The sequence below is a fragment of the uncultured Sphingomonas sp. genome, from assembly GCF_902806265.1.
Classification (GTDB): Bacteria; Pseudomonadota; Alphaproteobacteria; order Sphingomonadales; family Sphingomonadaceae; genus Sphingomicrobium.
Genome location: NZ_CADCVZ010000023.1, coordinates 1 through 12,185 on the forward strand (window position 1 = coordinate 1; position 12,185 = coordinate 12,185).

The 12,185-nt window shown below is 68.5% G+C and carries 15 protein-coding genes; 8 read left to right on the forward strand and 7 right to left on the reverse strand.

Going from position 1 to position 12,185, the window contains the following annotated elements; all coding sequences use genetic code 11:
- Positions 1–332 precede the first annotated feature (332 nt).
- Positions 333–1,163, forward strand: a complete 831-nt coding sequence (locus tag QZX62_RS05650) for a J domain-containing protein (protein ID WP_294172834.1) — start codon at positions 333–335, stop codon at positions 1,161–1,163.
- Here QZX62_RS05650 and QZX62_RS05655 read toward each other — a convergent pair.
- The 5 genes from QZX62_RS05655 to QZX62_RS05675 all read right to left on the reverse strand — a co-directional run bounded on the left by QZX62_RS05655 (position 1,079) and on the right by QZX62_RS05675 (position 3,762).
- Positions 1,079–2,254 (reverse strand): cell wall hydrolase, encoded by a 1,176-nt coding sequence (locus QZX62_RS05655; protein ID WP_294172835.1) that lies wholly within the window; start codon positions 2,252–2,254, stop codon positions 1,079–1,081. The genes QZX62_RS05650 and QZX62_RS05655 overlap by 85 nt on opposite strands.
- 36 nt (positions 2,255–2,290) lie before the next feature.
- Positions 2,291–2,524, reverse strand: coding sequence for a DUF2842 domain-containing protein (locus QZX62_RS05660; RefSeq protein ID WP_294172837.1), 234 nt, complete (start codon positions 2,522–2,524; stop codon positions 2,291–2,293).
- Entirely contained in the window at positions 2,521–3,108 is a 588-nt protein-coding gene (locus tag QZX62_RS05665; protein ID WP_294172838.1) for a 5-formyltetrahydrofolate cyclo-ligase, read from the reverse strand. The genes QZX62_RS05660 and QZX62_RS05665 overlap by 4 nt, the downstream gene beginning before the upstream one ends.
- A gap of 154 nt (positions 3,109–3,262) precedes the next feature.
- Positions 3,263–3,586 (reverse strand): cell division protein ZapA, encoded by a 324-nt coding sequence (locus tag QZX62_RS05670; protein ID WP_294172840.1) that lies wholly within the window; start codon positions 3,584–3,586, stop codon positions 3,263–3,265.
- A 2-nt stretch (positions 3,587–3,588) separates the two neighbouring features.
- Positions 3,589–3,762 carry a hypothetical protein gene (locus QZX62_RS05675; protein ID WP_294172841.1) on the reverse strand — a complete coding sequence of 58 codons (174 nt, stop codon included), beginning with the start codon at positions 3,760–3,762 and terminating at the stop codon, positions 3,589–3,591.
- Positions 3,763–3,887: 125 nt separating this feature from the next.
- Here QZX62_RS05675 and tkt point away from each other — a divergent pair, with 125 nt between their 5' ends.
- From tkt to QZX62_RS05710, 7 genes are all read left to right on the forward strand, one after another.
- A complete protein-coding gene (gene tkt, locus QZX62_RS05680) occupies positions 3,888–5,876 on the forward strand; it encodes a transketolase (RefSeq protein ID WP_294172842.1) in 1,989 nt (662 codons plus the stop codon).
- The gene (gene gap, locus QZX62_RS05685; RefSeq protein ID WP_294172843.1) at positions 5,873–6,880 is read left to right on the forward strand and encodes a type I glyceraldehyde-3-phosphate dehydrogenase; all 1,008 of its coding nucleotides are present in this window, start codon (positions 5,873–5,875) and stop codon (positions 6,878–6,880) included. The genes tkt and gap overlap by 4 nt, the downstream gene beginning before the upstream one ends.
- A 99-nt stretch (positions 6,881–6,979) precedes the next feature.
- Positions 6,980–8,185, forward strand: coding sequence for a phosphoglycerate kinase (locus QZX62_RS05690; RefSeq protein WP_294172844.1), 1,206 nt, complete (start codon positions 6,980–6,982; stop codon positions 8,183–8,185).
- Positions 8,186–8,198: 13 nt separating this feature from the next.
- On the forward strand, positions 8,199–9,098 hold the full coding sequence (locus QZX62_RS05695) for a fructose bisphosphate aldolase (RefSeq protein ID WP_294172845.1): 900 nt from the start codon (positions 8,199–8,201) through the stop codon (positions 9,096–9,098).
- Complete coding sequence (locus tag QZX62_RS05700) at positions 9,068–9,700, forward strand: class I SAM-dependent methyltransferase (protein ID WP_294172847.1); 633 nt, start codon at positions 9,068–9,070, stop codon at positions 9,698–9,700. Before QZX62_RS05695 ends, QZX62_RS05700 begins: the two co-directional genes overlap by 31 nt.
- Positions 9,697–10,374, forward strand: a complete 678-nt coding sequence (thiE, locus tag QZX62_RS05705) for a thiamine phosphate synthase (protein WP_294172848.1) — start codon at positions 9,697–9,699, stop codon at positions 10,372–10,374. The genes QZX62_RS05700 and thiE overlap by 4 nt, the downstream gene beginning before the upstream one ends.
- Before the next feature lie 58 nt (positions 10,375–10,432).
- Positions 10,433–10,732, forward strand: coding sequence for a hypothetical protein (locus tag QZX62_RS05710; protein ID WP_294172849.1), 300 nt, complete (start codon positions 10,433–10,435; stop codon positions 10,730–10,732).
- Here QZX62_RS05710 and QZX62_RS05715 read toward each other — a convergent pair.
- The gene (locus QZX62_RS05715) at positions 10,729–11,397 is read right to left on the reverse strand and encodes an HAD family hydrolase (protein WP_294172850.1); all 669 of its coding nucleotides are present in this window, start codon (positions 11,395–11,397) and stop codon (positions 10,729–10,731) included. The genes QZX62_RS05710 and QZX62_RS05715 overlap by 4 nt on opposite strands.
- Before the next feature lie 7 nt (positions 11,398–11,404).
- On the reverse strand, positions 11,405–12,181 hold the full coding sequence (locus tag QZX62_RS05720) for a DUF72 domain-containing protein (RefSeq protein ID WP_294172852.1): 777 nt from the start codon (positions 12,179–12,181) through the stop codon (positions 11,405–11,407).
- Between the last annotated feature and the right edge of the window lie 4 nt (positions 12,182–12,185).

Consider the following 12,185-nt stretch of genomic DNA (forward strand, 5'->3'; position numbering starts at 1 on the left):
ATGGAGGTGCAGATCTTCGCCGATTTGGACGGCGCGCTTGTCGCGACGTCCTACCTTCAGAACGCTCGCAGCCAGTAGCGGGATGCGGCACGCGAGTTCAGCGGCTAAGTGCTAGCTCCGCTGGCCGTTAGTTCCGGATCGAATTGAGAGAGGGCCGCTAAAGCCATGATCCGCAGGGAACAGGGATTTCTTGGGGAGACGTAAGCGCGTGTAGTTAGGTGAAACAGGTCTAGTCCTGCCCTGTCGCGCCGGAGATCGCGGGTTCGAGCCCCGTCACTCCCGCCATCTCCCACGATTTTGCACGATGGGTGCCGGGCGAGTAGAGCCCGAACGTGCGTGCGCGACGTTCGCCTTATACCATCCTTGGCCTGAAGCCCGGCGCCGACCGGGCCGCGGTGGACGAGGCGTACCGCCGATTAATGAAGCAGCAGCACCCCGACCTGCCCGGCGGCGACCCTGCCGCCGCGGCCGATCTGAATACCGCCTATGCCGCGCTCAAGACCGCTGTTCGGGACGAACGGGCGATGGCAGCGGTGCCGACTCCGCCAATCGAGCGGGCACCGCAAAAGCGGCGGCGCGGTCGGCTGGCGGGATTGCTGATGGGGGCGGTGGCGGCTGCCGGGCTGTACTTCGCGCCGATGCCGGTCCTGCCGGTGGAGCGACGGGACCAGCCAGTAGCGGCGCCGCCCGTCCGAGCCGGTGCGGCCGAACCGCTGGCTGACGCGCCCGACCTGCGCCGCCTGCCGGACGAGGACGCGATCGCGGCGGCCGTGGCAGCCGCGCAGCGCCTCCATGGAGGACGGCTGGAGGGCGCGGCGGTGAGTTTCAGCAGGAGCTGCGAGGATGACCTCAAGGCTTACGCCAGCCTGGCGCTGCTGGACCATTGCATTGCTTTCGACGCGGCCAGCGGGATGCTGGGGGGACGAACGCCGAACGCGCGCTTTCGGGCCGAGGACATGGCGGCGCGGCACATTGGCGCGGCGATGCGAGTATCAGCCGACCCCGTGCTGGCCGAAGACCGGGTGAGCAGCGTGCGGCGCTTGGCCGAGCGACTGCTCCTGCAGCCGCTGCGCGTGGATCAGGGAGCGCCAGCGGGAGCCGGAGCGACAGGTGCTGCCGGCTCGGGCGCGACTGGTTTGGGCGCAACCGACAAGGCCGGCTGACCCAGGGGCTTCTGCTCGGTGGCCTTAGGATCGACGCCGGTCAGGCCCCATTTCAAGTCCGGCGTGTTCGCCGTTCGGGCGGCGGCGGGAGGAGGCAATGCCTTGCCGTCCGGGCCCACCGGGTCTTGGCCGGGCAGGCGCATGGTCACGCGAGCCTCGCCATTGGGCCCCAGTTCGGCGTCGACCAGCTTGGCCAGATCCTCCGGCAGCTGTTGCTTGGCGGTAACGATGATCTCTTCCGGCTCGACGTCGGGCGTCGCGCGGTCGCGCGCTTCGGCTGCGAGGCTCGCCAAGCGCAGCGCGCTGGGATTACCTTCGCGCTGGGTGTAGCGCTGCCCGAACGCGGCCGGCATGCCCCAGCCGCCGAGCCAGTGATAGAAGATATGGGTGCCGATCACCGCCGACTTCCTCAACGTCGATGCCCAATAGGGGACGACATAGTCGGTGTGGTAATGGGTGGCGTTGCCGACCGGCGCGTGGACATAGCCCTGCAACGCCTGGTGAGCGACCTCTCGCGCGCGCAGATAGTAGGAGCGCATGGGCGCCTGGGCCAGCGAGCCATCGCAGGTGAAGGTGAACTGGCAGCCGGTGTCGCGCTCCGACCCCTGGTAGACCACGCCGCAGACGCTGGCCGGGTAGACCGGGTGGCGGACGCGGTTGAGCACCACCTGCGCGACCGCCCGCTGACCGTCGGTCGGCTCGCGCGCGGCCTCATAGTAAATGGCCTGCGTCAGGCACTCGAGCGCACGGGCGTAGGCGACGCTTTTGACTGGAGGCGCCTTGAACGGCCGTGCGGCCGGGTTCGGGCCTGTGTCGATCGGGACCGCGGCGTTGATCTGCATGGCGCGGGTAGGCGCGATCGCCTGGACGACCAGCGGCTCGACCTTGGGCGGGGGCGTCGCGGCGAGCACCCGCTCCTCGGCCGTCGGCACCCGCGGGATCGACTCGGCCGGACCGGCAATCACGCCAAAGCCGCCCAGCACGGCCGCAGCCATCAACGCGCTGCCGCCGACCTCGCGTCGATGGGCGCGCAGCCAGGCAAGCGCCTGTTCGACCGGAAAAGGCTTGAAGGTTAGTGCAAGGCTGGTCATGAAGTGTGTATTAGTTAACCAACTCACCTGGGAAAATCAAGTCTGGGGCGGATCGTCCCGCCACCGCCCCGTCTCGCTCCAACGCAGAATGGGTTTAAGCGGGAAGATCCAGACGATACCCGCAATGGTATAGAAGAGCGCCTGAACCGGCCATGGCCAAGCCGTCACAATCCCGGACAGGCTGGCGACCAGCACGGACCAGACGATGATGATGCCCAGGATCATGAAGATGGCGGCGGTCGGCCGGGGGCGCGGTTCCTCTTCCCTCACCGGTTGAACTCCACCACCCCGTCCGGCGAGGCGAACCCGTCGAGCGGAACATCCCATGGATCGGGCTGAAGCGGCTCGTCGAGCAGCTGAAACGGCCAGCCCACGCCCACCAGCCTGGCGCCCGCTTGGCGGAGGCCGGGGAGCGTGCGGTCGTAGTGGCCCTTGCCCATGCCGATGCGATTGCCCGAGCGGTCGAGGGCGAGCAGCGGGATCAGGAGCAGGTCGGGGGAGACCACCGGCGCGTGCGGCGGCGGCTGCAGGATGCCCCAGGGACCGGGATCGACGGCCTCGCCGGCCCGAAAGGTCATCCGGCTGTCGCGGTCGGCGAAGAAGGGCAGGGCGGCCGTCTTACCCATGCCGGCCGCCCGCTCCAGCGCGGGCAGGGCGCTCACCTCGTCCTTCATCGGGAAGTAGGCGGCAACGGTGGACGCCGCGAACAACAGCGGCTCGAGCGACTCCGCCAGGGACTGCTCAAGCGCCTTGCGCGTGTCGGGCGCGAGGCTGGCCGCGTAGTCGCGGCGCCGCGCGCGCAGCTCGGCGCGGAGTTCGTCCTTGCGGGTGGGAGAGGGTGACGGGACCGCCATAAGGTCGTTGCTCAGAAATCCTCTGACGCCATAAGCATCAGGTGGGAACCATGTGATCCGGACCAGAATCCGGGCAGAGACGGCTCCCTTGGATCGGGAATAGCCTCAGGGATGTCGAAGAGCGCGTGCCTGGCAGTACCCGTCAGGCACCAATCTAGGACGCCGCGGCCGCACTCTCAAGCCCGGATGCGAGCCGCTCGAGCCGTTCGGCCAGCGCATCCACCCGGCGGGCGGTCTGCGGGTCCGGCGGCATCGTTGACGGCGCCGTCTGGTCGCCGGGTCTCTCGAGCAGCTGGTCGGCGATGAGCAGGGACGCGAACAGCAGCTGCCGCGCCTCGCTGAGCGCGCCCATGCCGGCCAGCGCCTCGCGGCTTTTGGCATCCACGATCAACGCTGCGGCGCGGAGATGGTCCTCCTCGCCGTCGCGGCAGGCGACACGGTAGTTGCGGCCGGCAACGCCGATCTCGACCTCCGCCATGCTTAGGCCTCCGCCTTCTGGATGAGATGGTCGAGTTCCGCGATCGCTTCGCGCACCTTGTCCCGCAGCACCTGCTCGCGTCCGTCGCGGCGGGTCGCCATGTCGGCCGCCCGCTCGCAGCGCGCGAGCGCCCGTTCGGCGCGGGTCAGCGCCGCCTCCAATGCTTGTTCCGTCATGGGACGGAGCTAAGCTCTCCGGCCGGGGGCGGCAAGGTTGACGCCCAACCGCTCACCGCCCAAAGGGTCCAACCCATCGGTCCGAAGCGAATCCTTGCGCGGTCGATCGTTCACGCGGAGCCCCGATGCAGCCGACCCAACGCCGCCTTGCCAACGCCGTTCGCGCGCTGGCCATGGATGCGGTGGAGACCGCCAACAGCGGCCATCCCGGCATGCCGATGGGGATGGCCGATGCCGCCACCGCGCTGTTCACGCGGGCGCTGAAGTTCGATCCGGCGGATCCCCGATGGCCCGATCGTGACCGCTTCGTACTGTCGGCGGGCCACGGGTCCATGCTGATCTACGCCCTACTGTACCTTACCGGCTACGAGCGGCCGACGATGGACGATATTAGGCGCTTCCGGCAGCTCGGATCGCCTTGTGCCGGGCACCCGGAGAACTTCGAGCTGCCGGGCGTGGAGTGCACCACCGGGCCGCTCGGGCAGGGGCTGGCGATGGCGGTGGGCATGGCGCTCGCCGAGCGGCACCTCAACGCGGTCTACGGCGACGAGATGGTCGACCACCGCACGTATGTGATCGCGGGTGACGGCTGCCTGATGGAAGGCGTCAACCACGAGGCGGCGGGCCTGGCCGGCAACCTGAAGCTCGGCCGGCTGATCGTGCTGTGGGACGACAACCAGATCACCATCGACGGGTCCACCGACCTCAGCCGCAACGAAGACGTGATGGCCCGGCATGCCGCCATGGGCTGGCACACGGTCGAGTGCGACGGCATGGATGCGGGCAAGGTCGCGGTGGCGATCGACAAGGCGAAGGCCGACCCGCGCCCGAGCCTCATTCGGGTCAAGACGATTATCGGCTACGGCGCGCCCAACAAGCAGGGAACGGCGGCGACCCACGGCGCGGCGCTGGGCAAGGACGAAGTGGAGGCCGCGCGCAAGGAGCTGGGGCTGGCACCGCAGGAGTTCACGGTTCCCGACGATGTGCTGAGCGCCTGGCGGACTGCAGGCGGGCGCGGCGCGGCCGAGCGGCAGGCGTGGGAAGCGCGGCTGGGGAAGAGTGGCAAGCGCGACGAGTTCCTTGCACGGATGAACGGCAAGGTCGACGACCGCTGGCTCAAGCCCTACCTCGACGCCCTGATCGAGAGCCCGCCAAAGGTCGCCACCCGCAAGGCGTCTGAGATGGCACTGGAGGTGATCAACACCGCCGTGTCGTCGACGATCGGCGGATCGGCGGACCTCACGGGATCGAACAACACCAAGACCAAGGCGCTGCAGCCGCTGACTGCCGAGGACTACAGCGGGCGCTACATCTATTACGGCATTCGCGAGTTCGGCATGGCGGCGGCGATGAACGGCATGGCGCTGCACGGCGGCGTGGTGCCGTACGGCGGCACGTTCCTGGTCTTCTCCGATTATTGCCGACCGGCAATCCGGCTGTCCGCCTTGCAGCGGGCGCGGGTCGTGTACGTGATGACGCATGACTCGATCGGGCTGGGCGAGGACGGGCCGACCCACCAGCCGATCGAACATCTGCAATCGCTGCGCTGCATGCCGGGGCTCCACGTGTACCGGCCGGCAGACGCGGTGGAGACGGCCGAGTGCTGGGCGTTGGCGCTGCAGGACGATGGGCCGTCGCTTCTCGCGCTGTCGCGGCAGAACCTGCCGGCGGTGCGGACGGAGGCGGCGGAGGGCAATCTGTGTGCCCACGGCGCCTATCGGCTGAAGGGGGCGGGTGCCGAGCGGAAGGTGATCCTGTTGGCGACCGGCTCCGAGGTGGAGATCGCGCTAGCCGCGGCCGAGCGGCTGGAAGCGGAGGGAATCGGCGCGGACGTGGTGTCGATGCCGTCGACAACCGTCTTCGATGCGCAACCCGAAGAGTACCGCGAGAGCATCCTGCCCGACGTGTCCAACGCCAAGATCCTGCGCGTGTCGATCGAGGCGGGAACCACGCTCGGTTGGGAGCGCTACACGGGCTTGCACGGGTTGCGCATCGGGCTGGACGGGTTCGGTGCGTCGGCGCCGGCCCCTGACCTTTACGCCCATTTCGGGCTCACGGCGGAAGCGATCGCGGATCGCGTGCTCCGCCATCTCGAACAAAGGGAGATGAGATGACCAAAGTTGCCATCAACGGGTTCGGCCGCATCGGCCGGCTGGTCGCGCGCGCGATCCTGGAGCGGCCCGACTGCGGGCTGGAGCTGGTCGCGATCAACGACCTGGCGGACGCCAAGAGCAACGCCTGGCTATTCAAGCGCGACAGCGTGCACGGCATGTTCCCGGGTGAGGTGAGCGCCGAAGGCAACGACCTGGTCATCAACGGCACCCGCATCGCAGTCACCGCCGAGCGCGATCCCGCCAAGCTGCCGCACCGCGCGGGGGGTGTCGAGCTGGCGCTGGAATGCACCGGCTTCTTCACCAGCAAGGAAGGCGGGCAGAAGCACATCGACGCAGGCGCCAGGCGGGTGCTGATCTCGGCTCCGGCCAAGGGCGTGGACCTGACGGTGGTCTACGGCGTCAACCACGACAAGCTGACGGCCGAGCACACCATCGTTTCCAACGCGAGCTGCACCACCAACTGCCTGGCGCCGGTCGCCAAGGTGATGAACGATACCATCGGGATCGAGCGCGGGCTGATGACCACCATCCACGCCTACACCAACGACCAGAAGATCCTGGACCAGATTCACACCGACCTGCGCCGGGCGCGAGCCGCCGGCATGTCGATCATTCCCACCACCACCGGCGCGGCCCGGGCGGTGGGCGAGGTGCTGCCCGAGCTCAAGGGCAAGCTCGACGGCTCGGCGGTGCGCGTGCCGACGCCCAACGTCAGCCTGGTCGACCTGACCTTCACCCCCAAGCGCGACACTTCGCTGGACGAGGTCAACGGCGCGCTGCGGGCGGCGGCGGAGAGCGGGCCCTTGAAGGGCATCCTGGCCTATTCGGAGGAGCCGCTGGTTTCCATCGACCTCAACCACAATCCGGCGAGCTCGACGGTGGACAGCCTCGAGACCGCGGTGCTGGAAGGCAAGCTGGTCCGGGTGGTCAGCTGGTACGACAATGAATGGGGCTTCTCCAACCGCATGGTCGATACCGCCTGCGTGATGGCGAAGTTGGGTTGATGAGCCTTCGGGTCATCCTGGCGAAGGCCGGGATCTCGTGCGGCGAAAGTGCGAGTTCAATCACTGGGGCCTCGGCCTGCGCCGGGATGACGGTGTTGCATGCCTGAGTTCAAGACCCTCGACGACCTTCCCGTCGACCTCACTGGCAAACGTGTTCTCATCCGCGTGGACCTGAACGTGCCGATGCAGGAGGGGGCGGTTTCAGACGCCACGCGGCTGCGGGCCGCGCTGCCGACGGTGCTGGAGCTGGCGGACCGGCGGGCGATCGTGCTGCTGCTGAGCCACTTCGGGCGGCCCAAGGGGCAGAACCGTCCAGACATGTCGACCGCGCTGCTGGTGAAACCGCTGACCGACCTGACCGGGCGCTCCGTGCGCTTCATCGAGGATTGCGCCGGGCCGCAGGCCGAACGGGCGATTGCGACCATGACGCCCGGAGCGATCGGCGTGCTGGAGAACACCCGCTTCCACGATGGCGAGGAGCGGAACGACCCCGAGCTGAGCCAGGCCATGGCGGCGCTGGGCGACTATTACGTGAACGACGCCTTCTCCGCCGCGCACCGGGCGCATTCCTCGACGGAGGGCGTGGCGCACCTGTTGCCGAGCTTCGCCGGACGGGCGATGGAAGCCGAGCTTACGGCGCTCGCAAAGGCGCTCGGGAACCCCGAGCGGCCGGTGGCTGCAGTGGTGGGCGGGGCCAAGGTCTCGTCCAAGCTGGCGGTGCTCGGGAATCTGGTCGGCAAAGTCGATCACCTAATCATCGGCGGCGGCATGGCCAACACCTTCCTCGCGGCGCGCGGGGTGAACGTCGGCAAGTCGCTGTGCGAGCATGACCTGACCGGCGAGGCCGAGGCGATCCTCGGCCGGGCGGATCAGGCGGGCTGCACGGTGCACCTGCCCTACGACGTGGTCGTGGCCAAGGAATTCGCCGCCAACCCGCCGAGCCTGCGGACTTGCAACGTCCACGAGGTCGCGGCAGACGAGATGATCCTGGACGTTGGCCCGGCGGCGGTGGAGGCACTGGGCGATGCGCTCAAGACCTGCCGAACGCTAGTCTGGAACGGACCGCTGGGCGCGTTCGAGACGCCGCCGTTCGACGCGGCAACGATAGCGCTGGCGAAGACGGCGGCGGCGCTGACGCAGGACGGCAGCCTGGTGTCGGTCGCGGGCGGCGGCGATACGGTCGCCGCGCTCAACCACGCGGGCGTCGCCGACGACTTCAGCTTCGTCTCGACCGCCGGCGGGGCGTTTCTGGAATGGATGGAAGGGCGGACGCTTCCTGGCGTTGCCGCGCTGATGCAGAACTAGGGGACTGACACAGATGAACGAACAGCAGATGCGCGAGAAGATCGCGGGCGGACAAGGCTTCATCACGGCGCTCGACCAGTCGGGCGGGTCCACGCCCAAGGCGCTCGCCGGCTATGGCGTTGAAGAGGGCGCGTGGAGCAACGACGAGGAAATGTTCGGCCTCATCCACCAGATGCGGAGCCGCATCATCACCAGCCCGAGCTTCAGCGGCGACAAGGTGATCGGCGCGATTCTGTTCGAGCGGACCATGGACGGCGAAGTCGAGGGCAAGCCGACCCCGCAGGCGCTGATCGAGCGCGGCGTCGTGCCGTTCATCAAGATCGACAAGGGGCTGGAAGACGAGCGCGATGGCGTGCAGCTGATGAGGCCGATGCCGGAGCTCGACGCCTTGCTGACCCGCGCCAAGGGGCTGGGCGTGTTCGGGACCAAGGAGCGCTCGGTCATCAACCTCGCCAACGAGGCGGGGATCGCGGCCGTGGTCGGCCAGCAGTTCGAGGTCGCGACCCAGGTGCTGCGGCACGGGCTGGTGCCGATCATCGAGCCCGAGGTGAACATCAAGAGCCCCGAGCGCGCGGCCGCCGATCGCATCCTGCGCGACGAGATCCTGCGTCACCTCGACCGCCTGCCCGAGGGCAGCGAGGTCATGCTGAAGCTGTCGATCCCGGCCGAGCCGGGACTGTTCCAGCAGCTGGTCGACCATCCGCGCGTGCTGCGGGTGGTGGCGCTGTCGGGCGGGTTCGGCCGCTCGGAAGCGTGCGCCGAGCTCGCCAAGAACCCGGGCATGATCGCCAGCTTCAGCCGCGCGCTTCTGTCCGACCTGCGCCAGCAGATGGACGACAGCGAGTTCGACCGCTCGCTCGGGCAGGCGATCGACGAAATTCATTGCGCGTCGACGGAGAAGGTCGCGGCCTGAGCCTCTTCGCGCGATACCTTGCCCGTCAGTTCGCGGAGCCTTCCGGGCTGATCGGGCGGCTGGTGATCGCGCCCTGGCTCAACCGCATCGGCCGGCGGCTCAACGCGCTGGCGTTAAAGCTGCTGGCGCCCCAGCCGGGCGAACGATCGCTGGAGGTCGGCTACGGCGGTGGCGGGTTGCTCAGGCGTTTGGCGCGGCTGCGTCCGGCGAGGCTGGTGGGGGTGGACGTTTCGGCCGCCGTGCCGCGACAGATCGCCGGCGCGGAGCTGGTTCGGGCAGAAGCCGCAGCGCTGCCATTCGCGGACCGCAGCTTCGATGCGGTCGTGTCGGTGTCGGTGCTCCATTTTTGGTTGCGGCTCGAGCCGGTGCTGGCGGAGTTCGGCCGGGTGCTGCGGGCGGGAGGACGGCTGGTGCTGGTGTTCGAACCGCCCGAAGCACTCCGCCGCTGGGCCGGCCACCGTCACGGTTTCCAGCTGTGGAGCGAGGCCGACGTCGTCGCTGCGGCTGCCGCGTCAGGGCTGGCGCTCGAGGAGCGGCGGCAGGGCAGCGGCCGCAAGCCGGACTTCTTTGTCGGTCTGCGTTTTCGTAAGGGCGCGGGATGAACGACGAAGAGAACCTGGGCGTGGAAGGCTTTGCCGACCGCTTCGAGCCTGAAGCGCGGGGCGACTGCCAGCTTTACCTGATCTCCCCGCGGGAGGTCGGCGGCGGCTTTCCCGACCGGCTTCGGACGGCGCTGGGAGGCGGACCGGTCGCGGCGTTCCAGCTGCGGGTCAAGGACGTGGACCAGCATGCCCTGGCGCGGCTGGCCGAGCCGCTGCAGCGGATCTGCGCCGACGCGGATGTCGCGTTCATCGTCAACGACGACATGAGCCTGGCCAAGCGGATCGGCGCGGACGGCGTGCATCTGGGGCAGAAGGACGGCCGGGTGGAGGACGCCCGGGCGCTGCTCGGGTCCGCCGCGCAGATCGGGGTGACCTGTCACGACAGCCGACATCTGGCGATGGCGGCGGGGGAAGCAGGCGCTGACTATGTGGCGTTCGGCGCCTTCCACCCGACGACGACCAAGCCGAGCGACTACCGTCCGGACTCGTCCATCCTCGGCTGGTGGTCGACCCTGTTCACCATCCCCAGCGTTGCGATCGGCGGGATCACGCCGGACAACGCCCGCCCGCTGGTGGAGGCGGGCGCCGATTTCCTGGCGGTCTGCCAGGCGATGTGGGGCGCCGACGATCCCGCCGTGCCCGTCGCCCGCTTTGCCGAAGTGATGAAGCGCTAGGGGGAACGCCGCCGCCAGCACGGGGGTTTGCCCTGTAGAATCAAGCAGGAGAGAGACAATGGCGGATGGCAAGGTGCCGATGCAGGCGGACGGCGGCGGCACGCGTCCAGCGATGCCTGACGACAAGGGCGAGCTGGCCTCGCGGCGGGACGACGACACGGCCGGCGGCTCGCCCAACACGGGCGAGTCCGGCGGCGGCGCTTACCAGAACCCGCACACGGGCAAGGGCGACAACCCCGACGGTCCGGACAAGTTCGGCGGCCATGGCGGGCAGACCCGCATCGATTATCATGGCGGCGAACAGCTCGGCGAAGAGCAGCCGGCGCCCAACCCTAATTCGGCCACGCAAGAGAATTAAACTGCCTCTTCGACTCGGCTAAGCGGGCTGGCGTTGAAGCGGGCGAGCAACTGGGCGACGTCGTCGAAGATGGCGATGGCGCCCGCTAACGCTTCGTCCGGGAACTTGCCGGAGCGCACGGCGATCGTCTTGGTGCCGGCTCCATTCGCGGCTTCGATGTCGTAGGGCGTGTCGCCCACCACCAGCGCTTCGTCCGGCTCGGCACCGGCCTTCTGCAGTGCGGACACAAAGATGTCGGGGCACGGTTTGGAGGGACCGACGTCGTCCGCGCTGGTGTGCGCGTCGACCAGCTGGGCCGCGTCGAGGAGCTTGAGATAATGGTCCAGTTCCTCGCCTGAGGCTGAAGAGGCAAGGACGATTTTGTACCCGGCTTCCCGGCAGCGCAGCAGCAGGTCGCGGGCATCGGGGAAGGGCCGTGCCTGCGCGATATAGCGTTGCTTGTAGATGCGGCCGTGCTCGTCGGCGAGCCGCTCCGCTTCCTGGTCGGAGATGTCGGGCAGCAGCGAGGGAACGTAGTTGTCGCCGCCCTTGCCGACCTGGTCGTGGAGGGCCCGACGATGGAATTGGTGGCCGGCCGAACGGAACACCTCGTCCCAAGCGGCGATGTGCAGGTCGTTGCTGTCGACGAGCGTGCCGTCGATGTCGAACAAGATGGCTTTGAGCATGGGCGGGCTAACGAGCGGGGTCGGTCAGGGTTGCCACGGCGCGCTTCAGGGTGCGGGCGTCCTCCAGCGCGTGGCCGTGGATGTCGTTGTTGAAGTAGGCGTAGGCGCTGCGCCCGGCGCTGGCCTGGTCGTGCAGCCAGCGCGCCCACTCGGCCATTTGCTCTTCCGAATAGCGGCCCCAATATTTGCCGCCGGTGCCGTGAAAGCGGACGTAGGCGGTGCGGCCGCTCGCCCAGCGCGGGCTGGGGAAGCCGGTGAGGTCGTGGGTGACGAAGCCGATGCCGTGCCGGTCCAGCAGGGCGAGCACCTCGTCGGCGTACCAGCTCGCGTGGCGGAACTCGACGACATGCTCGAGGTCGGAGGGCAGGCGCTCGATGAAGCGAGCGAGCCGCTCGTCGTTGCGGTGCAGGCTGGGCGGAAGCTGGTAGAGCAGGGGCCCAAGGTGTCGCCCAAGCGGCCGGGCGAGCGCAATGAACTCGTCGACCGGTCTCGCGCAATCCAGCAGCTTCTTGTTGTGGGTGATGAAGCGGTTGACCTTGACCGCATAGCGGAAGCCAGGCGGCGCCTTTTCGCGCCAGCCCTCAAAGGTGCTAGGCAGCGGCAGGCGATAAAAGCTGGCATTGATCTCCACGGTGTCGAAGTGGGCGGCGTAGTGCGCGAACCATCGCTTCTGCGGCAGCCCGTCCGGATAGAAGAGGCCGCGCCAGTGCTTGTAAACCCAACCCGAGCAGCCGACGCGGATGTCGTTCCCGGACCGGGCAATGGAAAGAAGTCGTGCGTCCATCGTT

Bases quoted from the DNA above. Each gene is read 5' to 3' on its own strand.
- QZX62_RS05655 (WP_294172835.1), bottom strand. From the start codon at position 2,254: ATGACCAGCCTTGCACTAACCTTCAAGCCTTTTCCGGTCGAACAGGCG.
- QZX62_RS05665 (WP_294172838.1), bottom strand. From the start codon at position 3,108: ATGGCGGTCCCGTCACCCTCTCCCACCCGCAAGGACGAACTCCGCGCC.
- QZX62_RS05670 (WP_294172840.1), bottom strand. From the start codon at position 3,586: ATGGCGGAGGTCGAGATCGGCGTTGCCGGCCGCAACTACCGTGTCGCC.
- QZX62_RS05675 (WP_294172841.1), bottom strand. From the start codon at position 3,762: ATGACGGAACAAGCATTGGAGGCGGCGCTGACCCGCGCCGAACGGGCG.
- tkt (WP_294172842.1), top strand. From the start codon at position 3,888: ATGCAGCCGACCCAACGCCGCCTTGCCAACGCCGTTCGCGCGCTGGCC.
- gap (WP_294172843.1), top strand. From the start codon at position 5,873: ATGACCAAAGTTGCCATCAACGGGTTCGGCCGCATCGGCCGGCTGGTC.
- QZX62_RS05690 (WP_294172844.1), top strand. From the start codon at position 6,980: ATGCCTGAGTTCAAGACCCTCGACGACCTTCCCGTCGACCTCACTGGC.
- QZX62_RS05695 (WP_294172845.1), top strand. From the start codon at position 8,199: ATGAACGAACAGCAGATGCGCGAGAAGATCGCGGGCGGACAAGGCTTC.
- thiE (WP_294172848.1), top strand. From the start codon at position 9,697: ATGAACGACGAAGAGAACCTGGGCGTGGAAGGCTTTGCCGACCGCTTC.
- QZX62_RS05710 (WP_294172849.1), top strand. From the start codon at position 10,433: ATGGCGGATGGCAAGGTGCCGATGCAGGCGGACGGCGGCGGCACGCGT.
- QZX62_RS05715 (WP_294172850.1), bottom strand. From the start codon at position 11,397: ATGCTCAAAGCCATCTTGTTCGACATCGACGGCACGCTCGTCGACAGC.
- QZX62_RS05720 (WP_294172852.1), bottom strand. From the start codon at position 12,181: ATGGACGCACGACTTCTTTCCATTGCCCGGTCCGGGAACGACATCCGC.